The organism is Nonomuraea phyllanthi, from assembly GCF_006334985.2.
Classification (GTDB): Bacteria; Actinomycetota; Actinomycetes; order Streptosporangiales; family Streptosporangiaceae; genus Nonomuraea; species Nonomuraea phyllanthi.
Genome location: NZ_VDLX02000014.1, coordinates 238195 through 259329, shown reverse-complemented (window position 1 = coordinate 259329; position 21135 = coordinate 238195). Strand labels below are relative to the sequence as shown.

Sequence of the window (21135 nt, the reverse complement as noted above, 5' to 3'; positions counted from 1 at the left end):
CAACGAGGAAAAAAGACGGCCAGAACCTGTCACCAGCGGACACCCCGGTAGGGGTTGGCGGGCGCCGGACACCGTTGCCACATTCGCAGGTACCTGTGTGTCGAACCGGCGTGAGGAAGAGCGATGACTGTCGTGTCCACGGTTTCCGTCGAGAGCCCCGCCGCCGATCCCCGGGCCCCCGCCGCCCGGCTCGCCCGCCTGCTCGACCCCGGCTCGGCCGTGCCGCTCCACGGCGACGACGACAGCGGGGTGCTGGCCGTGCACGGGCTGATCGGCGGCGCGCCCGCCGTCGCCTACTGCACGGACGCGCGCCGGATGGGCGGCGCGCTCGGCGCGGAGGGGTCCCTGCACATCGTCGAGGCGATCGAGGCCGCCGTACGCCAGGGCTGCCCGGTGGTCGGCCTCTGGCACTCCGGCGGAGCCAGGCTCGCCGACGGCGTGGAGTCCATGGACGGCGTCGGCCGCATGTTCGCCGCCATGACCTGGGCCTCCGGCGTGGTCCCGCAGATCTCGGTCATCCTCGGGCCGGCCGCGGGCGCGGCGGCGTACGGCCCGGCGCTCACCGACGTCGTCGTCATGGCCGGCACCGGGCGCGTCTTCGTGACCGGCCCGGACATCGTGCGCAGCGTCACCGGCGAGAGCATCGACATGGCCGGGCTCGGCGGCCCCGAGGCGCACGGCCGCAGGTCGGGCGTGGCCCACATCGTGGCCGCCGACGAGGAGGACGCCCTGCGCCGCGCCCGCCGCCTGACCGGCGTCTTCTCCCACCACGGCACGTTCGACCTGCCCGCGCTCGCCGAGCCTCGGGACCTGCGCGCGCTGCTGCCCGACTCGCCGCGCCGCGCGTACGACGTGCGCCCGCTGGTGCGGGAGCTCATGGACGGCGGCTTCGAGGAGCTGCAGCCCCGCTGGGCCGCCAACGTGCTGGTCGGCCTCGGCCGGCTCGGCGGCAGGTCCGTGGGCGTGCTGGCGAGCAACCCCCGGCACAAGGGCGGCTGCCTCGACTCGCTGTCGGCCGAGAAGAGCGCGCGGTTCGTCCGCATGTGCGACTCCCACGGGCTGCCGCTCGTCGTGCTGGTGGACGTGCCCGGCTACCTGCCGGGGGTGGACCAGGAGTGGGGCGGCGTCGTCCGCAGGGGCGCCAAGCTGCTGCACGCCTTCGCCGAGTCGGTCGTGCCCCGGGTCACCCTGATCACCCGCAAGGCGTACGGGGGCGCGTACATCGCGATGAACTCCCGCTCGCTCGGCGCCACCAGCGTGTTCGCCTGGCCCGGCGCTGAGGTCGCCGTCATGGGCGCGGAGTCCGCGGTCGGCGTCCTGCACAGGAAGGCCCTGGCGGCGGTCCCCGAGCCGGAGCGCGCGGAGCTGCGCGCGCGCCTGGCCGAGGAGCACCGGCAGCTCGCGGGCGGGATCGAGCGGGCCGTGGCCATCGGTGTCGTGGACGAGGTCATCGCGCCGGAGACCTCGCGGCTGCGGATCGCGCAGGCGTTGGCCCGCGCGCCCCGCGCCCGCGGCCGCCACTCCAACATCCCGCTGTGAGCCCCCCTGGCCGCGGGCGGGCCTAGGCGTGTTCACGGACCAGCTTGGACGGCAGCTCGGCCCGGCGTGACACGTTGAGCTTGCGGTAGACGCGCGTCAGGTGCTGCTCAACGGTGCTGACCGTGATGTACAGCTTGGCGGAGATGTCGCGGTTGGAGTAACCCTCGGCGGCGAGGGCGGCCACCCGCCGCTCGGCGTCGCTGAGGATCGGCCGCACGCCCGGCGGCTCGCCGTCGTAGTCGCCGCCGGGCGCCAGCGCCCTGATCAGCCCGTCGGCGTGGCACTCCTGCGCCAGCGCGCGGGCCCGCCGCATCAGCACCCCGCCGCGCCGGAACTCCCCGATGGCGTGGTAGGCCTCGATGAGGTCGAACAGCGTCCTGGCCAGCTCGTACCGGTCGCCGCCCGCCTGGAGCATCTCGGCCGAGCGCAGCAGCAGCACGACACGCCGGCGGCTCTCGCCGGCGGCGGCCAGCACGCGCATGGCCATGCCCTGCACCCGCCGGGAGCGCCGGTGGCAGCTCCCCAGCCGGTCCTCCAGGAGCCGCCGGGCCTCGTCGGGCTCCCCGAGCCGGACCAGGCACTCGGCGGCGTCCACCCACCAGGGGATGAACTCCGCCGAGTCCAGCCCCCACGCGGCCATCCGCTCGCCGCAGAGCCGCAGGTCGCGCAGGGCCTGCCCGGCCTGCCCCGCCATGAGGTCGAAGCGGGCCTTGCCGTGCAGGTAGAGCAGGCCGAAGCGGGTCTCCATCATCGCCTCGGGCACGGGATGGGTGACGTACGGCAGCGCCTCCTCCTGGCGGGACATGCCCGCGCCGGCCAGCAGCAGCACGCCCAGCGGCGCCCCGACGGCCACGCCCCAGCCGCCCGGCGGGATGATCTCCAGCGCGCGGCGGGCGTCGCGCGTGGCCGCCGCCAGGTCGCCCGAGCGCAGGCCGATCTCCGCGCGGATCGCGGACAGCCTGGCCTGCCTGCTGGGGGCGTGCCGGGAGGCGGCCTCCTCGATGAAGGCGTCGCACCACGGCGCGGCCCGGTCGGGGCGGCCGGAGTAGGTCAGGGCCAGCAGCGCGCTCTCGACCGTGTCCATGGACATCTCGTCCAGCCGGGACCCGCGCAGGATGCGCTCGGCGGTCGCCACCGTCTCCGGGCAGGGCCCCTCCGTCAGCGCCCGCACCAGCGTGCCCGCCGACTCGATGCGGCGGCTGGCGCCGAGCGGGTGGGCGCCGGCGGACTCCTCCTCGCTCGGCTCCGGCAGGTGCGGCAGGAAGGACGGGCAGGTGCCGCGGAGCCAGGCGCGGGCCACGGCCAGCTCCGCCAGGCCGTCGCGGTCCAGGTCGCCCAGCTCGCCCAGGTGGTCGAGGACGTCCCTGGCGTCCGCCACGTGGCCGTGCCAGAGCAGCGCCTTGGCCAGCACGACGGCGTCGCCGCCGCCCAGGTGGCCCTTGTGCAGGGCCTTGGTCAGCTCGGCCAGGTGCCCGGCCGGGCCGCTCGGGTTGATCCGCCACATGGCGCGTACCAGCGTGGTGGCGATCCTGGCCCGCCGCCGCTCGTCGCCGCAGCCCTCGCGGGCCAGCTTGAGGTACTCGATCGCGGGCTCCACGCCGCCGTCGCGCAGCGCCTGGCCGGCCGCCTCCTCCAGCACCGACACGGCCCAGGCGTCGCTCGCCCGCCCGGCCAGCAGCAGGTGACCGGCCACCACGCCGGCCGGGGCGCCCTCGTGGTAGGTGAGCTCGGCGGCGCGGCGGTGCAGGTCCACGCGGTCGTGGGCGTCGAGGGAGGCCAGCACCGCCGAGCGGGCGCTCTCGTGGCGGAACCGGCCGCCGTCGAGCAGGCCCGCTCGCTCCAGCGCCTGGAGCGAGCGGGCGGCATTCGGCTCGCTCTCGCCGATCAGCCGGGCGACGCCGGCGGGCTCGCCGAGCACCGCCAGCCCGCGCGCGGCGAGCAGCATGCCGGGCCCCGCGCTGTGCAGGCAGGTCAGGACGGCCTCCGCGTAGCGATCGCCGGGGCCGCCCACCGCCTCGTGGTCCTCGACGAGGGCGTCGACCAGGAGGCGGTTGCCGCCGCTCAGCTCGTGGCAGCGGGCCGCGTACCGGCCGGCGGCCTTCTCGCCCGCCCGCTCGGCCACCCGCCTGGCCACGGCCTCGGCGGACAGGTGGCTGAGCCGGACCGGGCGGCAGTGCGGCTGGCGCAGCAGGTCGGTGTGGAAGGCGGAGCTCCGGTGCGCGTGGTGGTCCGGCGCGCTGACGACCAGCATGATCGAGGCGTACCTGATCCGCCGGGCCAGGTAGGCGAGGCAGAGCTGGGAGGCGCGGTCGGCGTGGTGCGCGTCGTCCACGGTGATCAGCAGGGGGCACCGCGCCGACAGCTCCAGCAGGACCGTGCAGAGCGCGTCGACGATCTGCACGTCCACGTGGTCCAGGGTCTCGCCGGCGAGCTGGGCGCGGGCGCCCTCCCGCAGCAGGTCCGTCGTGATGGTCCGGTGCGCGTCGGTCATCGGCGTGTTGCGCAGCAGCTGAGCGAGCACGCCGAGCGGCAGGTCGCGCTCCGCGCGGGAGCCGGTCGCGGTGAGGGGCAGCGCCCCGTGGTCCAGCGCGTGCTCGGTCAGCGCGTACAGCAGGTGGCTCTTGCCGGTGGCGATGGGACCGGTCACCACCGCGATGCGCCCCCGGCAGGTCACCGCCTCGTCCAGGAGGTCGCGCAGGAGGGCCATCCCCTGCCGCTCATCGTGCTCGGCCATGACGGCCCTCCTTCATGATCAGAGTCACCGCTCGGTCGTCAGCCCGCCGCCGCCAGCCGGGGCCGGGGGAGCGGCCGTACGCCTTCCCGCCCGCCGCCGATCGCCGCCCGCACGGCCGAGAAGGCGCTGGCGGCGACGTCGCCGTCGATGCCCACCCCCCATGCCGTGCCCTCGCCGGCCGCGCACTCCGCGTAGATCACGATCCCGCCGGTGGCGCGGTCGCCGAGCACGGAGCGCTCGGGGGTCATCTCGTCGTCGTCCAGCGGGGGAGCGGTCGTGTGCACGGCGCGTACCTGGATGCCCCAGGGGGCGAGCACCGAGCCGAGGCCGCGCACGGCCTGTGCCCGCGCGCCGTCCACGACCGAGCCGCCGTCCACGTGCAGCGTCACCGTGACCGGCTCCGCGCCCAGCGGCAGGGGCTGCGACGGGTCGCCGTGGTACAGGTACTCGTCCTCGAACAGCGCGCCGATGCGGTCCGGCGACAGCTCGCCGCCCGCCGCGTCGGCCTGCGCCTGGACGCGGGTGGACAGGTCGGCCTGGAGGCCGTACGGCAGGTTGAGCCCGTGCCAGGCGCTCATCACGTACGCCACGCCGCCCTTGCCCGACTGGCTGTTCACCCGGACCACCGCCTCGTACGTCCTGCCCACGTCCTTGGGGTCCACCGGCAGGTACGGCATGCGCCAGGGCAGCTCGCCCACCGGCGTGCCGGTCGCGGCGGACTGCCGCTCGAGCTCGTCGAAGCCCTTCTTGATGGCGTCCTGGTGCGAGCCGGAGAAGGCGGTGTAGACGAGGTCGCCGCCGTAGGGGTGGCGCGGGTGCACGGGGAGCCGGTTGCACCGCTCCACCGTGCGGCGCACCGCGTCGAGGTCGGAGAAGTCGATGCCCGGGTCGACGCCCTGCACGTACAGGTTCATGCCGAGCGTGACGAGGTCGACGTTGCCGGCCCGCTCGCCGTTGCCGAACAGGCAGCCCTCGATGCGCTCGGCCCCGGCCAGCAGGGCGAGCTCCGCCGAGGCCACGCCCGTTCCGCGGTCGTTGTGCGGGTGGATCGACAGGCAGACGTGCTCGCGGCGGGACAGGTTGCGGTCCAGCCACTCGATCTGGTCGGCGAAGACGTTGGGCAGCGAGCGCTCGACGGTCGTGGGGAAGTTGAGGATGATGCCGCGACCGGGGCCGGGCCGCCAGACGTCCATGACGGCCTCGCAGACCTCCAGCGAGAAGTCCGGCTCGGTCTCGTTGAAGAGCTCGGGCGAGTACTGGTAGCCGAGGTCGCAGTCGCCGAGTACCCGCTCGGCGTGCTCCATCATCACCCGGGTGGCCCGGACGGCCAGTTCGCGGCAGCCGGCCCGGTCGATGCCGAAGACGAGCCGGCGGAAGAGCGGCGACGTGGCGTTGTAGATGTGGATCGTCGCGCGGGCGGCGCCCTTGAGGGTGTCGACGGTGGCCCTGATGAGCTCCTCGCGGGCCTGGGTGAGCACGGTGATCCGGACGTCGGCCGGGATGCGGTCCTGCTCGATGAGCAGCCGCACGAAGTCGTGGTCGTCCTGGCTGGCGACGGGGAAGCCGACCTCGATCTCCTTGTACCCCATGCGGACGAGCAGCTCGAACATCGTCAGCTTGCGCTCGGGTGACATGGGCCGGGCCAGCGACTGGTTGCCGTCCCGCAGGTCGGTGGAGAGCCAGCGCGGGGCCGTGCGGATGCGCCTGCTCGGCCACGTGCGGTCGGTCAGGTCGATCGGCCGGAATTCTGCGTAACGTTCGGCGCCCTGCATCTCTGATTTCCTTTCCCGCATGGCCTGCTCGTCGGGTGGCGTGCATCGGGCCGCCGGAATCCCGCCGGCGCGGCGGGATTCTCACGAGCGCGACGCGTATAGGCGCATGGAGACGGAGAACTCGCCGCGAGTTCCGTCCCCAGTGGAAATCTGGCTGGTTCCGGCCCCGAAGCTATAGACGGCGGGCCGCGCCGGACAATACAGGGGGTCATGAGTTCGGCCCCGTTATCCACGGTGCGCACGCCCGGGTATCGAAAGGTGTAGCCCCTCTACCGCTTTAGGAGCACACCCCTTACCGGTGTGCGGAGCGCGGTCCACACTCCGTGCCATGACGGCTATCCCTCGCGCTGTCGCGCTGTGCGTCGTCGAAGCCCGTCCCCTGGTGCTGGCGGTCGCACTCCTCCGATTTCTGACCGGTGTCGTGCTGGCCCTGCCGGTCGCCGCGGACCCGCAGCCGCCGGCCGTCCTCCGGGGCGCGGCGGCCTGGGTGCTGTCCATCTTCGCGGTCTACCTGTTCAACGGCATCACCGACGTCGCCGAGGACCGGATCAACGGCTCCGGCCGGCCGATCTCCCGGGGAGACCTGGACCAGCGCCAGGCCATGGCGGTCGCCGCCGCCGCGGCCTGTCTGGCGGTGCTCGCCACCGTGGGCCTGCCCGCGCCGATGCTCTGGATCATCGTCGCCAACCTGGCGCTGGGCTACCTCTACTCGGGGCCGCCGCTGCCGCTGAAGGGCAGCCCCGGCGGCACGGTGGCCGTGCTGTGCCTGTCGGGCCTGCTGTCCTATCTGGGTGGTTACGTGGTCGCGACCGGGGGCGCGCACGTGTCCGTACCGACCGCGCTGATCGTCTTCGCGGCCGCGTCGATCTGCTGGATGGTCTTCGTCGGCATGCCCGCCAAGGACCTCTCGGACATCCCGGGGGACGCCGCCGCGGGCCGCCGCACGCTCGGCGTGCGGATCGGCGAGCGGGTGTCGCGGCGCGTGATGGTGGTGGCGGCGCTGGCGCTGCTGGTGGCCTTCTACCTCGCCGTGTCGCTGCTCGGGGTGCCGCTGGTGGGCGTCTCGCTGGCGATGACCATGGGCGTCGCCGCGGTGACGGTGGCGGGCATCGTGGTGCCCGCGTCCGGCGGTGAAGGGCGCCGCGGGAGGCGCCGCGCGTACGGAGCCTTCATGGGAACGCAACATCTCGTTCACCTGACCGCCCTTGTGTGCCATATATGACCATAAATGTTGCATTAGTGCTCTAAGCAAGGGATAGTTAGGGAACGCTTGATCACTCGTCCCGCGGGCGGAGGGGGGACATTGGAGGCGGTACACGGGGCGGCGGGAGATCCGGCGAGATTTGTCGAATCGTGTCGTGACGAAATACTCGCCGAGTTCGAGTCAGCCCTCCGGACCGCCGACAGCGTCGTTTTCGCAGATCAGCGTGCCAGGAGCCAGGCTCTCTCCACTGCCAGATACGTGCTGGACGACGTCGCGGCTACGCTACGCGCCGGAAAGGTACAGGTAAGTGAACTGTACAAATTTCAAGCATGGGAAGTTGGAAATGCGCGGGCGGCCGGTGGCGTGCATCCGAAGACCTCTCTTGAGGCGGGCTCATATTTTTTCCGTATCGCACTCCGGCGTCTGGCCCGGCTAATAGCCGACGAGTCCGACACCCCCGCCGAACTGATCACGCTGGCCGTCTCCGGCATGGAGGAGAGCCTGTCGCGGCGCATCCGCGAGTCGGCCGAGAGCTATCACAGCTTCCTGCTCAACCAGGTCCATGAGGCGCAGGAGGAGGAGCGCCGCCGCATCGCCCGCGAGCTGCACGACCGCATCGGGCACGGCATCAGCGTCGCCCACCAGCAGCTGGCCCTGTCGGAGGCCTACCGGGCGTCGGACTCGGCGCGCGCCTCCGCCAAGATCACCGTGGTGCAGCACGCCATCCAGGAGACCATGGAGAACCTGCGGCAGCTGACCTCCGAGCTGCACCCGCAGACGCCGGTCAAGAGCCTGGAGAAGTCGCTCATGGGCTTCCTCGAGGCGGTCGAGGACGACGGCGTCTCCGTCGCGCTCACCGTCAGCGGCGACGAGGGCTGGGCCGACCCGCGCGTGCTGGACGAGGCGTTCCTCATCGTGCGCGAGGCGGTCCGCAACGCCCTCACGCACGGGCGCCCGCCGGTGGTGCTGGTGCGGGTGAACATCGCCCCCCACGAGCTGTTCGCGTCGGTGCAGGACAACGGGCGCGGCTTCGACCAGGCGGCGGTACGGGGGCGCGGCGGCGTGGGCCTGACGTCCATGAGCGAACGGGCCGAGCTCCTCGACGGCCAGGTCATCGTCTCCAGCGAGCCGGGGCAGGGCTGCCTCGTCGAGCTGTCCATCCCGCTCAAGAGGCACTCCCGTGGCAGACGCGACCGCTGATGATGTGATCTCCGTGGTCCTGGTGGACGACCACGCCCTGTTCCGGGAGGGGCTGCGCGAGATCCTGGAGGCCGACCGCGGCATCGGCATCGTGGGCGAGGCGGGCGACTCCGAGTCGGCCGTGACCGTGGTCGCGCGGACCCTGCCGGACGTGGTGCTGCTCGACGTCGAGATCCCCGGCGACGAGGTCACGGAGACCGTCGCCAGGATCGGGAAGCTGTCGCCGGAGACCAGGATCATCATCCTGAGCATGTACGACGGGCCCCAGCTCCTCACCCGGCTGCTGGCCGCGGGCATCCGGGGCTACCTGCTGAAGAGCGTGCACCGGCACGAGCTGATCGCGGCGGTGCACAGCGTGTGCGAGGACCCGTCGAGGATCGTGCTCGCCGTCTCCACCCACAGCCTGGCCCGCGTCGAGGCGCCCGGCACCGCGATCCTCTCCGACAAGGAACTGGAGGTCCTGCAGCTGGCGGCGCAGGCGCTGAGCAACGTGCAGATCGCCCGCCGCCTGGGCCTGGCGGAGGCCACCGTCAAGCGGCACATGCGCAACATCTTCGTCAAGCTCAACGCGGTCTCGCGGATCGACGCGGTCAACAAGGCGCTCGCGGCCGACCTGATCTCGCCTCACAGCAGGGGGGACGGCGACTGACCCGCCCGGGAGGGAAGGAGGCGGTCGAGCTTGCCGACGGTCTCGCGTGACAGGCTGACCGACGCGGCGGCCAGGTTCATCTCCAGATGCACCTGATCGCGGGTGCTCGGGACCGGCACGACGTGCTCGCCCCGGGAGAACAGCCAGCTCAGCGCCAGCCGCCCGGTGCCGAGGTCGAGCTGAGCGGCCACGGACTCGAGCGCCCGCAGCCGGCCCGCGCCGCTGTGCCGGTGCTCGGGGCCGAAGCGGGGGTCGGCGTGGCGCCAGTCGCTCGGGACCAGGCTCGCCTGCCGGCGCATCCGGCCGGTGAGGAACCCGCGGCCGAGCGGGCGGGCGGCCACCACGGCGATGCCCAGCTCGCGGGCGGTGTCGAGCAGCTCGGGCGCCGGGAGCCGGCCCCACAGGGAGTATTCGACGCCGACCGCGCACAGCCGGTGGACCGCGTGCGCCCGCCGGATCTGCTCGGGCGTGCCGCCGGACAGCCCGACGTGCCGGATCTTCCCGGCCCGCACCAGCTCGGCCAGCCGGGCCATGCCGGCCTCCACCGGCACCTGGTCGTGGCAGTGCAGGTAGTAGAGATCGATGCAGTCCGTACGGAGCCGTCTGAGGGAGGCGTCACAGGCCTGCTCCAGCAGCTCGGGACGCGCGTCGAACACCACCGGGCCGTGCGGGCCGAGCACCCGCACCCCGCCCCGCGTGCTCACCACCACCTGGTCGGCGCGCCCGGCGACCGCGCGCCCGATCAGGCTCTCCACCCGCCCGGCGGAGTAGAAGTCGGCCGTGTCGAGCAGCGTCACCCCGGCGTCGAGCGCCCTGCGGACCACCCGCTCCGCCTCGGCGGGGTCGACCCGGCCATAGTGACCGCTCAGGGCGAGGGAGCCGAGCCCGATGGCGGAGACCACCGGCCCCGAGGGACCCAATCTCGTGTAACGCACGAAAGCACCCTTCGCGCCGCGAGCCGTTCATCAACATGATCAGTCAAGGGTCCGTAAAGTTCAAAGTCAACCCCACTTCGCGAGGAATCGCTGTGCTGGTCATCACAGTCGGCCACGAGCGATGTTAGGGGTTTCGACCCGTATCCGGACCCCTATTTTCGGGATCGAACCCCTTACTCCGCGCGCTGCTCTTTTTACCGATTCCGCATTTGACTAGTGTGCGGGTGTCCTCCCGCCGGCAGGAAGGCCGTCCAGAGGTGACCAGATTCGGTGTCGTGCTCATCTCCGAGCGCTCCTCCAAGGAGGAGTGGCTGGCCAGGTGCCGCCGGGCGGACGCGCTCGGCTACGACGTGATCGCCGTGCCCGACCACCTGAACCTGCTCTCGCCGTTCCCCACAGCCCTGCTGGCGGCCGAGGCCAGCGAGCGGGCCACGATCGGGACATACGTGCTGAACGCCAGCTTCCACCGCCCCGCGCTGCTCGCCAGGGAGGTCACCACCACCGTGGCCCTGATCGGCGAGCGGCTGGAGCTGGGGCTCGGCACGGGGTACGTGGAGTCCGAGTTCGCCGCCGCCGGGCTGCCCTTCGACGCCCCCACGCGGATCGACCGGCTGGCCGGGCTCGTGGCCGAGCTGGACCGGCTGCTCGACCACAAGGGGCCGCCGCTGCTGATCGGCGGGCACGGCGACCGGGTGCTCGGCCTGGCCGCCCGCCGCGCCGAGATCGTCAGCTTCACCGGCGCCCCGTACCGGCCCGAGTACGGCAGGACGGCGCTGGTCACCGCCGGCGCGCTGCTGCGCCGCGTGGAGCACGTGCGGGCCGCCGCCGGCGAGCGGGCCCCGCGGCTGGAGCTCAACGTCCTCTCCAAGGCCACGGTGCTGACCGGCGACCGGCGCGCGGGCGTGGCCGGGCTCCGGCGTTACGCCCCCGATCTGACCGTCGACGAGCTGCTGGAGGTGCCGACCCTCTTCGTCGGCACGCCGGCGCAGATCGCGGAGCAGGTGCGCCAGAACGAGGAGCGCTTCGGGTTCTCGTACATCACCGTGATGGACTCGGCGATGGAGGACTTCGGAAAGGTCATCGAACACCTCCGCTGACCGGCTCCCTGGCCGGGTGGGCCAGGCCGTGCAGGCACGCGTTGAGCGTGCGGGCCTGCACGTTCAGGTAGTAGCTGTGCCGCAGCAGCTCGTCGAGCTGGTGCAGGGCGATCCACCGGAAGGCCGGGTGGCCGGGCAGCGGGTCCTCGTCCACCTCGACCACCAGGTAGCGGTTGCGCGCGTGGTAGAAGCGCCCGCCCTCCTCCGACAGCACGGTGTCGAAGCGCACCCGCTCCGGCGGGGCGTCCAGCACCTCGGCGAGCAGCGGTGGGCGGGCCTGGGACGGCAGGTGGTCGTAGTTGCCCGGCGTGCACTGCACGGTCGGGGCCAGCTCCACCACGTCGGTGTAGCCGGGCTCCACGCGGGCGTGCGCGAGCGCGTGCACCACGCCGCCGATCCGCCGTACGAGGAAGCCGACCACGCCCGTGCCCACCGGTGAGATCATCGGCTGGTCCCAGCCGACGACCTCGCGGCCGTCGGCCTCCACGCGCACCCCGATCACGTCGAAGAAGCGGCCCGTCTCGTGCGAGATGCGGCCGCCGGCCCGCCGCCACCGGCTGACCTGGTTCAGCGGCACCGTCCTCGCCTGGACGTCCACCGTGGAGCGGATGCCGCTCAGCCAGCTCAGCAGCTCGGCGGTGTGATGACGGGAGCCCCGGCGCGGATCGCGGGAGCGCGCCACCGCGGCGCCGAACCCCTCCCCGCCGTCGCCGTGCTCGCCGTCCTGGACGGGCAGGCAGGCCAGCACCGTCCTGGCGTCCATGTTGACCAGGTCGGGGACCGACAGCAGCTCCCGCACCCGCCGCAGCGGCAGCCAGCGAAACCCCTCGGCGGCCTCGACCTCCCCGGCCACCTCCACGACCATGTTCCTGTTGCGCTTGCGGTAGAACCACGCGCCCTGCTCCGACTGGCGCACGTCGGCCAGCACCCGGCCCCGGGGCTGCCGGAAGAAGTCCAGGTACGGCACCGCCTTCCCCTGGTGGACGCGCGTGTAGTTGCTCCTCGTGGCCTGCACGGTGGGGGAGAGCTGCGCGCCGTCGGGGTTGCCCGGCTCGTTCTTGGCCTGCATCAGCAGGTACGGCACGCCCTCGACCCGCCGCAGCAGGATGCCGAGGATGCCCGCCTCCGGCTGGTGGAGTATCGGCTGGCTCCAGGCGGACACCGCCCAGCCGGGGCGGTGCACCTCCAGCCCCTCGACGGAGAAGAACCTGCCGCTCGCGTGGCGCAGGTCGCCCGTCGCCGCGTCCTCCCGCCAGCCGGCGAGCTCCTCCAGCGGCAGGGGGGTCACCCGCATGCGCGTGAGCCCGGCGACCTCGCGAAGCCATTCGTGAACGTCGATGATGGCACACCCCTCACAAGCGGTCCGATGCCGCCGAAGCTGTCACGGGAGTGGGGCGTGCTCAACCCCTGCCCGGAGGTTCTGGGACCCCTGTCAACGGCGGCAGGGGTGGATAGGGGTTTTTCGGGTGGGCCGGGCCTTCGTAGCCTTCTAGTGTGGACGCCATGACCGATCATCGGGAAGTGCGGGCCGGCGACCGCGACCGCGAGCGGGTGGCCGAGATGCTCCGCGTCGCGGTCACCGAGGGGCGCATCACGCTGGAGGAGCTCGAGGAGCGGGTCGATCGTGCCTACACCGCCCGCACGCTGGGCGACCTGGACGACGTCATCGCCGACCTGCCGCGCTTCGACCTTCCTGGCGCGCCCACGGCCCAGCTCGCCACCCTGCCCGGTGCCGATGTGCTCCAGCTGCACACCCGCAGCGGCCGGCTGGAGCAGGTGGGCCGCTGGGTGGTGCCGGAGCGCATGAGCGCCAAGGCCGGTCGCTGGGGCAAGGTGCGCATCGACTTCACCGCGGCCGAGTGCCCGCACCGCGAGGTCGTGATCGACGTCGAGATCACCTCCTGGTTCGGCGACATCGTGCTCGTGGTGCCCCACGGCTGGTGGGTCAGCGACGAGCAGGTCTTACGCCGCTGGCTGGGCAGTGTCCACAACCATCCGCCCGTGCCGCTCGCGCCCGGCGGCGTGACCCTGCGCCTGACCGGTTACGTGCAGACCGGCGACGTCTGGGTGAGGTACCGCCGGGCAGCAACCTGAGGAGGATCGCATGGCGTGCCGGATCTGTTCGGGCCCTGTCCATCCGTTCGCCGACTTCGGGAGCCAGCCGCTCTCCGACGCCTTCGTCACCCCGGGCGACCCGGGCGAGGAGTTCTTCTTCCACCTGGCCGTGGGCCTGTGCGAGAGCTGCTCGATGGTGCAGTTGCTGGAGGAGGTGCCGCGCGAGCGCATGTTCCACGCCGGCTACCCCTACCTGTCCTCCGGCTCCTCGGTGATGCGCGAGCACTTCCACGGCCTGGCCAAGCGGCTGCTGGCCACCGAGCTGGCCGGGCCCGACCCCTTCGTGGTGGAGCTGGGCTGCAACGACGGCACCATGCTGTCCGCCATCGCCGACGCGGGGGTCAGGCACCTCGGCGTCGAGCCGTCCGGCGGCGTCGCCGACCTGGCCGCGGCCAGGGGCGTGCGCGTGCGCAAGGACTTCTTCGAGGCCGCCACCGCGGCCGCCGTCCTCGCCGAGGACGGCCCCGCCGACGTCGTGTACGCGGCCAACACGCTGTGCCACATCCCCTACCTCGACTCGATCATGGCGGGCCTCGACACGCTGCTGCGGCCCGGAGGGGTGTTCGTCTTCGAGGACCCGTACCTCGGCGACATCGTGGAGCGCGCCTCCTTCGACCAGATCTACGACGAGCACTTCTACTTCTTCAGCGCCACCTCGGTCAGCGGCCTGGCCCGGCGGCACGGCTTCGAGCTCGTGGACGTCGAACGGCTGGCCGTGCACGGCGGCGAGGTCCGCTACACGCTCGCCAGGCGCGGCGCCAGGACGCCGAGCGCGGCCGTGGCCGAGCTGCTGGCCGCCGAGGAGGCCGCGGCGCTCAGCGAGCCGGCCACCCTGCACCGTTTCGCCGCCCGCGTCGCCGACACCCGCGAGCGCCTGGTGCGGCTCCTCACCGACCTGCGCGACCAGGGCGCCCGCGTGTACGGCTACGGCGCCACCGCCAAGAGCGCCACCGTGCTCAACTACTGCGGCATCGGCCCTGAACTGATCACGTTCGTCAGCGACACCACCCCGGCCAAACAGGGCAGGCTCACGCCCGGCTCCCACATCCCGGTGCGGGGGCCCGAGGCGTTCGCCGACCCGTACCCCGACTACGCGGTGCTGTTCGCGTGGAACCACGCCGAGGAGATCATGGCCAAGGAGACGGCCTTCGGCCGGGCGGGCGGCACGTGGATCCACTACGTGCCCGACGTGCACCTGGTGCGGGCCTGATCCGATGGACCACCGCGAGCTGGGCGTCGCCGGCGCCTACGCGTTCTTCCCCGAGGTCTTCCCCGACGAGCGCGGCGACTTCGCCTCGCCGTACCAGGAGACCGCCTTCGCCGCCGCCGTCGGGCGGCGGCTCTTCCCCGTGGCGCAGGCCAGCAGGAGCGTCTCCCGGCGCGGGGTGGTGCGGGGCGTGCACTACACGCTGGTGCCGCCCGGCACCGCCAAGTACGTCACCTGCGCCGGGGGCCGCGCCCTCGACTACGTGATCGACCTGCGGATCGGCTCGCCGACGTTCGGGCGGTGGGAGTCGCTGGAGCTGACCGCCGCCAACGGCGTCGCCGTCTACCTGCCGCCCGGGGTCGGCCACGCCTTCGCCGCGCTGGAGGACGACACGGTCGTCTGCTACCTGCTGTCGGAGGAGTACCAGAAGGAGCACGAGCTGGCGCTGTCGGTCTTCGACGGGGAGCTCGGGCTGCGGCTGCCGCCGGGCCCGCCGGTGCTGTCCGAACGCGACCGGCGGGCGCCTACGCTGGCCGAGGCGGCGGCCCAGGGCCTGCTGCCCCGCTACGACGGGTAGCCGGTCACAGGACCTCTCGGAGCGCGGAGATGATCTTCTCCTGGAGCTCGACGGGGAGCGACGGGTACATCGGCAGCGAGAAGATCTCCCGCGCCAGCGCCTCGGTCACCGGCAGGCTGCCCGGACCGAGGCCCAGGTGCGCGAATCCCGACATGGTGTGCACCGGCCAGGGATAGCTGATGTTGAGGTGGATGTCGTACGCGCGCAGCGCCTCGATGATCTCGTCCCGGCGCGGGTGCCGCACCACGTACAGGTAGTAGGCGTGCTCGTTGCCCTCGGCGGTCACGGGCAGCACCAGATCGGTGCCCGCCAGGCCCTCGGCGTAGCGGGCGGCCACGGCGCGGCGGCCGGCCAGGTAGGCGTCCAGGCGGGTCAGCTTGCGGCGCAGGATCTCCGCCTGCACCTCGTCCAGGCGGGCGTTGTGGCCGGGCGTGGACACGACGTAGTACGTCTTCTCCATCCCGTAGTAGCGCAGCCGCCGCAGCGCCCGGTCCACCTCGCCGTCGGAGGTGATGACCGCGCCGCCGTCGCCGTACGCGCCGAGCACCTTGGTGGGGTAGAAGGAGAAGGCCGCCGCGTGGCCCATCGAACCGGCCACCCGGCCGTGGTGGCGGGCGCCGTGCGCCTGAGCGCAGTCCTCCATGATCACCAGGTCGTGCTCGGCCGCCAGCCGCTCCAGCGGGGCCATGTCCACGCACTGGCCGTACAGATGGACCGGCAGCAGGCAGCGGGTCCGCGGCGTGATGGCCGCCGCCACCTGGGAGACGTCCATCAGGTACGTCACGGGGTCGACGTCGGTGAAGACCGGCGTCGCGCCCACGGCGTCGATGGCGACCACGGTCGGCGCGGCCGTGTTGGAGACGGTGATCACCTCGTCGCCCGGGCCGACGCCGAGCGCCTGCAGGGCGAGCTTGATGGCGTTGGTGCCGTTGTCCACGCCGGTGCAGTGGCGTGCGCCGTGGTAGGCGGCGAACTCCTCCTCGAAGGAGCGCACGCTCTCGCCGAGGATGAGCTGGCCCGAGCGGAAGACGGTCTCGACGGCGTCCATGATGTCGGCGCGCTCGGCTTCGTATTCCGGAAGATAGTCCCAGACACGGGTGGGCATCGTCTGTCCTCCTAGAGACTCCGGGCCCGAGTAAACGCCCTGGTTCCCGGCCGGCGGAACCCCTAAGAAAGGCCCGTACATGAGGGGACGGGTAGGGGGTGACCCCAGTGGGCGGGCTTATTACCGTGGACCGTGGCACACATCATGCGAATGAGCCGAAAGAACCCTCATGACGGCGCATTATTTATTCATATGTCATTCAGATCGCGGTCATCTCATTCCGACGCTCGCCGTGGTGGCCGAATTGACGCGACGGGGGAACCGCGTCACCTATCTCACCGCGGAATGCAATGCCGGCCTGGTCGCGCAGGCCGGGGCCGAGCCCGTCACCTATGACTCGCCGTACCGGCTGGCGCACTCGCGCCGGCTGGAAGACGACCCTCTCGCGCTGCTGTCGCTCCTGCTCGACGAGAGCGAGGCGATGCTCGGCGCCGCCGGGCGCGTGACCGGGCGGCCCGACGCGCTCGTCTACGACATCTCGGTCCTGCACGCCGGGCGCATCCTGGCCAGGAAGCACGGCCTGCCCGCCGCCCAGTTCATCCCGATCTTCGCCTCCAACGCCCACTACTCCGTGCTCGCCTCCACGTACGAGGGCGAGGACCGCGGCGACCTCGACCGGGAGCTGCCCGGCTGGGTGGACGGCATGGTCGCCAGGATCGGCGCGCTGGCGCGGGTCCACGGCGTCCTCGACGACCCCGCCGAGCTGTGGTGGGAGATCCAGGACCGCAACGTGGTGGCGCTGCCGCGCTCCTTCCAGTTCGCCGGCGAGACCTTCGACGAGCGGTTCGCCTTCGTCGGCCCCTGCCTGGGCGAACGGACCTTCCTCAGCGAATGGGAGCCGCCGGGCGACGGGCTGCCGGTCGCGCTGCTCTCCTTCGGCACCGCGGCCCGCTCCCGGCCCGAGCTGCTGCGCACCTGCGTCCAGGCGCTCGCCGGGCTGCCCTGGCGGACCGTCGTCACGCTGCCCGACGGCGTGGACCCCGCCGACCTCGGCCCGCTGCCGCCCACCGTCGAGCCGCACCGGTGGCTCTCGCACCTCAGCGTGCTGCGCCACGCCTCCGTGGCCGTCACCCACGGCGGCATCGGGACCACCATGGAGGCCCTGTACTCGGGCTGCCCCCTGGTCGCCGTGCCGACCACCGCCATGGACCGGCCGCCGGCGCGGCGCATCCAGGAGCTCGGCCTCGGCCGCGCCCTCGACCCGGCCCGGCTGACCCCCGAGGGCCTGGCCGAGCAGGTGCTCGCCGTCGCGGGCGACCCGCTCGTACGGCGGGCCGTCGCCGCGATGCGCCAGGAGATCAGCGACTCCGGCGGCACCTCGCGAGCCGCCGACGAGCTCGAACGCCTGACGGCCAGGGCGGCGGCATGACGGGGGCCGCGTTCGAGTTCCGCGTGCTGGGGCCGCTCACCGTCGTCAAGGACGGCGCCGAGGTGCCCATGAGCGCCAACAGGGAGCTGGTCATCCTGGCCAGCCTGCTGCTGAACGCCAACCGCGTGATGAGCGTGGAACGCCTGATCGAGGCGGTGTGGGCCGGCTCCGCGCCGCCCAGCGCGTGGCGGCAGGTCGCCATCTGCGTCTCGCGGCTGCGCCGCACGCTCGGGGCCGGGCTGATCGAGACCTCCAGCCCCGGCTACCTGCTCAGAGCCACCCCCGACAGCATCGACTGGCTCCGGTTCACCTCCATGGTCTCCCGCTCGCGTGCCCTGTCCGACTCCGGCCAGGCCGAGGCGGCCGTCCTGCTGCTGCGCGAGGCGCTCGCGCTCTGGCACGGCCGCCCCTTCGAGGACATCAGGGGGCTGCGGCACGACGTGGCGCGGATGGAGGAGTCCCGGCTGGAGGCGCTGGAGACGTGCCTGGAGCTGGAGATCGAGCTAGGACGCCACCACCAGGTCATCCCCGAGCTGCTGGCCCTGGTCGCGGAGTCGCCCTTCCGCGAGCGGGTACGCGCCCAGCTCATGCTCGCCCAGTACCGCGCCGGCCGGCGGGCCGAGGCGCTGCGCACGTACCAGGAGACCCGCCGCTACCTGCTGGAGCAGATCGGCCTGGAGCCAGGACCGGCGCTGCGGCGGCTGCACGAGCAGATACTCCGGGACGAGTCCGCCCTCATGCGCCCGCCCGCCCACCGGCCCGCGGGCGTGGTGCCCAGCCAGCTCCCGCCCCAGGTCCTGCCCTTCGTGGGGCGGGCCGGCGAGCTGGCCGCCCTCGACGCCGCCCTGCTCGGCGACGGCGCGGCACCCGCCACCATGGTCATCAGCGGCGCCGCAGGCGTCGGCAAGACCACCCTGGCCCTGCACTGGGCGCACGCCCAGATCGACGCCTTCCCCGACGGGCAGCTGTACGCCGACCTCGCGGGCGCCGACCCCGGTGCCGTGCTCGACCGCTTCCTGCGCGCGCTCGGCGGCCCCGCCGACACCCTGCCCGCCGACCTGCCCGCCGACCCGGCCGAGAAGGTCGCCCTCTACCGCAGCCGCACCGCCCGGGCGCGGCTGCTGGTCGTGCTGGACGGCGCCGCCGACGCGGACCAGGTGCTGCCGCTGCTGCCCGGCGGCGCCCACTGCCGGGTCGTCGTCACCGCCGTCGACCCGCTGGACGACCTCGTGGCCCGGCAGGGGGCGCACCGGGCGTTCCTGCCGCCGCTGCCCGAGGAGGCGGCGCGGGAGCTCGCCGGGCTTCTGGTGGGCGCGTCGCCGTACGGGGCGGAGGCCGTCCGCGACCTCGTGGCCGCGTCCTGCGGCAACCCCCTGTCCCTGCGCCTGGCCGCCGCCCGCCTCCGCTCCCGCCACGCGACCTCGCCCACCTTCGGCCCGGAACCGGCGCGGCGAGGCACCGACCAGGCAGGGCAACCGGCCGCCTGACGCTCCCATGGGTCCCGCGTGACGGGTCCCGCCACGCCGCGCTGGATGTGCTGCGGGCCTGAGCCACGGTCTGATGTGCTGCCCTCCGGTGTGCCATGAGCCTGAGCCACGGTGTGACGTGCTGCCCTCCGATGTGCCGCGCCTGACCTTGCGGCGCCCGCGCGCCGTTGGCCGTGCGCTGCTGGATGCGCCGGCCGGCGTGCTGCGGCCGGCCGCTCTGTGCTCGCCGCTCGCCGTGCGCCGCTCGCTGTGCATCGTGCGCCGCTGAGCGTGTTGCGTCAGATGATCGATGGCCCTGTGCCGGCATGCGACCGCCTCCGGCATGCCACCCTCCCCGGCATACCGTTACGCCTCTCTCAAAGGCGGCGGAGTGGGATGTCGGCCGGCGCGATCCGGGCCTGTCCTTGGCGGCGCCTTCGGGTCACGGGCGGGAGAGGATCGTGGTGAGGGCGTCCACCAGGGCGGAAGCCGAGGGGGCCGTGTCGTGGGCGCGCCAGCCCACGTGGCCGTCCGGGCGGACGAGGACGGCCCCGCGCGGGCCGAGGCCGTACTCCTTGGCCCAGGTGGGCGAGGTGAGTGGGGAGGCCGTGTCGCCGTCAGCGATCTCCACGGCGGTGAGCGGCACCCCGGTGGCCGCGGCGGCCTCGCGGGCCGCCCGGAGCCAGCCGGCGCCGGCTGGGGCCATCAGGGTGAAGCGCGGTCCGAGCAGGTCGAGCGTCGACACCTGGCCGTCGCGGCCGGTGAGCCAGACGTGCGGGGCGCGGTGCCCGGGCCGGGCCGTCGGGACGTACGTACGGTACGGGTCCTCCGGCGCGGGCGGCGGGGTGCCGTCGGGGACGACGGCGGCGGAGGCGTAGTGGAAGCCCAGCACCAGCCCTTCCGAGCTGCGCCGGTCGGCCTGCCGCTGGATGGCCTCGTCCATGGACAGCCGCCCCTCCATCATCTGGAAGGTGATCAGGGCGTTGCTCAGGCTCTCGTCCACAGTACGCGCGGCGATCGGGCGGCGCTCGGCCTCGTACGTGTCCAGCAGCCCTTCGCCGCCCCTCCCGCGCAGCACGGCGGCCAGCTTCCAGGCCAGGTTGTGGGCGTCCTGGATGCCGCAGTTCATGCCGAACCCGCCCTGCGGGGTCGCCACGTGGGCGGCGTCCCCGGCGAGGAAGACGGGGCCGGAGCGGAACGCGGAGGCGACCATGACCTGCTGCACCCATGGCAGCATGCCGAGCAGGGTGACCGGCAGGTCGGGCACGCCGACGGCGTCCCGCACCGCGCGCAGGCACACCTCGTCGGTGAAGTCCTCCGGGCTGCCGCCCTCCTCGGGGTCGTAGCCGGTCTGCACCATCCAGCGCCGCCGCTGGTCCACCGCCTCGACGGCGCAGGGCGGCTCGCGCAGGAACGACAGGGCGGCCCGCCGTTCGGGGGGCAGGAAGCCGAGGTCGGCCTCGAACATGATGCTGATCATGTGGCCGAGCGGGGGCGGGCCCTCGGTGGTGATGCCGAGGGATTCCCTGACGCCGCTGCGGCCGCCGTCGGCCGCCACCAGGTAGCGGCAGCGCACCAGGGTCTCTCCGCCGGCGCCCGAGATGACGGCCTCGACGCCGTCACCGGTGGGCCGCGTCCCGGTCATGGAGGTGGCGAACCTGACGTCGGTCAGAGATTCGGCGAGGCGCCGCAGGATCACTTCGAGGAGGTCCTGCGCGCACAGGAACGTGTAGGTGGGGCTCTGCGGGGCGTCCCTGCTCAGCTCCGCCGCCGCGCGTACGAAGTCGGTGGCCGTCAGCGAGCTGCCCACGCCCACCGCGAGGTACTCCTCGCGCGGCATGCCGGCCCGCTCCACCTCCTCCTGGATGCCCCAGGCGCGGAAGAGCTCCATTGTCCTGGTGGTGATGAGCCGGGCCTTCGGGAAAATCGACGTTCCCGCGTGCCGCTCCACCAGCAGGGTCGATATTCCGTGCCGGGAGAGCTCGATGGCGGTGCAAAGCCCCACCGGTCCACCGCCGACCACTAAAACTTCGACATCGAGCTCCTTCATGATGCCAAGAGTCATATATGGCGATTGTTCAGGTCAATGCGGAGATAACCGTCTGATACAGGCGTGATATCCCGGCTTAGTAGCTTATGCGGTGCAGATCCAGATTAAGTCCAGCG

17 protein-coding genes are annotated in these 21135 nt (G+C 72.9%); 11 read left to right on the top strand and 6 right to left on the bottom strand.

The features are described from left to right. The first annotated feature begins 123 nt into the window (after positions 1–123). Positions 124–1539, top strand: coding sequence for an acyl-CoA carboxylase subunit beta (locus tag FH608_RS33555; protein ID WP_139634379.1), 1416 nt, complete (start codon positions 124–126; stop codon positions 1537–1539). 22 nt (positions 1540–1561) lie between these two features. Here the strand turns inward: FH608_RS33555 and FH608_RS33550 are convergent, their stop codons facing one another. Both FH608_RS33550 and FH608_RS33545 read right to left on the bottom strand, forming a co-directional pair. Then, the gene (locus FH608_RS33550; protein ID WP_139634378.1) at positions 1562–4273 is read right to left on the bottom strand and encodes a helix-turn-helix transcriptional regulator; all 2712 of its coding nucleotides are present in this window, start codon (positions 4271–4273) and stop codon (positions 1562–1564) included. Between the two features lie 38 nt (positions 4274–4311). Next, positions 4312–6045 carry a 2-isopropylmalate synthase gene (locus FH608_RS33545; RefSeq protein ID WP_139634377.1) on the bottom strand — a complete coding sequence of 578 codons (1734 nt, stop codon included), beginning with the start codon at positions 6043–6045 and terminating at the stop codon, positions 4312–4314. A 328-nt stretch (positions 6046–6373) separates the two neighbouring features. On the opposite strand from FH608_RS33545, the gene FH608_RS33540 reads away from it, so the two are divergent. From FH608_RS33540 to FH608_RS33530, 3 genes are all read left to right on the top strand, one after another. Beyond that, positions 6374–7267 carry a prenyltransferase gene (locus FH608_RS33540; RefSeq protein ID WP_139634376.1) on the top strand — a complete coding sequence of 298 codons (894 nt, stop codon included), beginning with the start codon at positions 6374–6376 and terminating at the stop codon, positions 7265–7267. 345 nt (positions 7268–7612) lie between these two features. Next, entirely contained in the window at positions 7613–8449 is an 837-nt protein-coding gene (locus tag FH608_RS33535; RefSeq protein ID WP_139634375.1) for a sensor histidine kinase, read from the top strand. Further along, positions 8430–9098 (top strand): response regulator, encoded by a 669-nt coding sequence (locus FH608_RS33530; protein WP_139634374.1) that lies wholly within the window; start codon positions 8430–8432, stop codon positions 9096–9098. Before FH608_RS33535 ends, FH608_RS33530 begins: the two co-directional genes overlap by 20 nt. Here FH608_RS33530 and FH608_RS33525 read toward each other — a convergent pair. Continuing rightward, positions 9074–10033, bottom strand: a complete 960-nt coding sequence (locus FH608_RS33525) for an aldo/keto reductase (RefSeq protein WP_139634373.1) — start codon at positions 10031–10033, stop codon at positions 9074–9076. The two genes, FH608_RS33530 and FH608_RS33525, sit on opposite strands and share 25 nt — an antisense overlap. A gap of 257 nt (positions 10034–10290) precedes the next feature. Here FH608_RS33525 and FH608_RS33520 point away from each other — a divergent pair, with 257 nt between their 5' ends. Further along, positions 10291–11130 (top strand): TIGR03621 family F420-dependent LLM class oxidoreductase, encoded by an 840-nt coding sequence (locus FH608_RS33520; protein ID WP_139634372.1) that lies wholly within the window; start codon positions 10291–10293, stop codon positions 11128–11130. Here FH608_RS33520 and FH608_RS33515 read toward each other — a convergent pair. Further along, positions 11111–12469, bottom strand: a complete 1359-nt coding sequence (locus FH608_RS33515) for an NDP-hexose 2,3-dehydratase family protein (RefSeq protein ID WP_226900135.1) — start codon at positions 12467–12469, stop codon at positions 11111–11113. The genes FH608_RS33520 and FH608_RS33515 overlap by 20 nt on opposite strands. A gap of 164 nt (positions 12470–12633) precedes the next feature. Between FH608_RS33515 and FH608_RS33510 the strand changes: the two genes are divergently transcribed. Genes FH608_RS33510 through FH608_RS33500 form a run of 3 tightly spaced genes read left to right on the top strand, consistent with a single transcriptional unit; the run spans position 12634 to position 15029 of the window. Beyond that, positions 12634–13224, top strand: coding sequence for a DUF1707 SHOCT-like domain-containing protein (locus FH608_RS33510; protein ID WP_139634370.1), 591 nt, complete (start codon positions 12634–12636; stop codon positions 13222–13224). A gap of 10 nt (positions 13225–13234) precedes the next feature. Further along, positions 13235–14455, top strand: coding sequence for a class I SAM-dependent methyltransferase (locus FH608_RS33505; RefSeq protein WP_139634369.1), 1221 nt, complete (start codon positions 13235–13237; stop codon positions 14453–14455). A 4-nt stretch (positions 14456–14459) separates the two neighbouring features. Then, positions 14460–15029, top strand: a complete 570-nt coding sequence (locus FH608_RS33500; protein ID WP_139634368.1) for a dTDP-4-dehydrorhamnose 3,5-epimerase family protein — start codon at positions 14460–14462, stop codon at positions 15027–15029. Positions 15030–15033: 4 nt separating this feature from the next. Here FH608_RS33500 and FH608_RS33495 read toward each other — a convergent pair whose 3' ends face one another. Next, positions 15034–16134, bottom strand: a complete 1101-nt coding sequence (locus tag FH608_RS33495; RefSeq protein WP_139634367.1) for a DegT/DnrJ/EryC1/StrS family aminotransferase — start codon at positions 16132–16134, stop codon at positions 15034–15036. Positions 16135–16303: 169 nt separating this feature from the next. Here FH608_RS33495 and FH608_RS33490 point away from each other — a divergent pair, with 169 nt between their 5' ends. The 3 genes from FH608_RS33490 to FH608_RS51775 all read left to right on the top strand — a co-directional run bounded on the left by FH608_RS33490 (position 16304) and on the right by FH608_RS51775 (position 19258). Continuing rightward, positions 16304–17503 (top strand): macrolide family glycosyltransferase, encoded by a 1200-nt coding sequence (locus tag FH608_RS33490; RefSeq protein ID WP_139634366.1) that lies wholly within the window; start codon positions 16304–16306, stop codon positions 17501–17503. After that, entirely contained in the window at positions 17500–18990 is a 1491-nt protein-coding gene (locus tag FH608_RS33485; RefSeq protein WP_139634365.1) for an AfsR/SARP family transcriptional regulator, read from the top strand. Before FH608_RS33490 ends, FH608_RS33485 begins: the two co-directional genes overlap by 4 nt. A 118-nt stretch (positions 18991–19108) precedes the next feature. After that, on the top strand, positions 19109–19258 hold the full coding sequence (locus FH608_RS51775; RefSeq protein ID WP_193318773.1) for a hypothetical protein: 150 nt from the start codon (positions 19109–19111) through the stop codon (positions 19256–19258). 153 nt (positions 19259–19411) lie between these two features. Here the strand turns inward: FH608_RS51775 and FH608_RS33480 are convergent, their stop codons facing one another. Then, on the bottom strand, positions 19412–21019 hold the full coding sequence (locus FH608_RS33480) for an FAD-dependent oxidoreductase (protein ID WP_139634364.1): 1608 nt from the start codon (positions 21017–21019) through the stop codon (positions 19412–19414). Between the last annotated feature and the right edge of the window lie 116 nt (positions 21020–21135).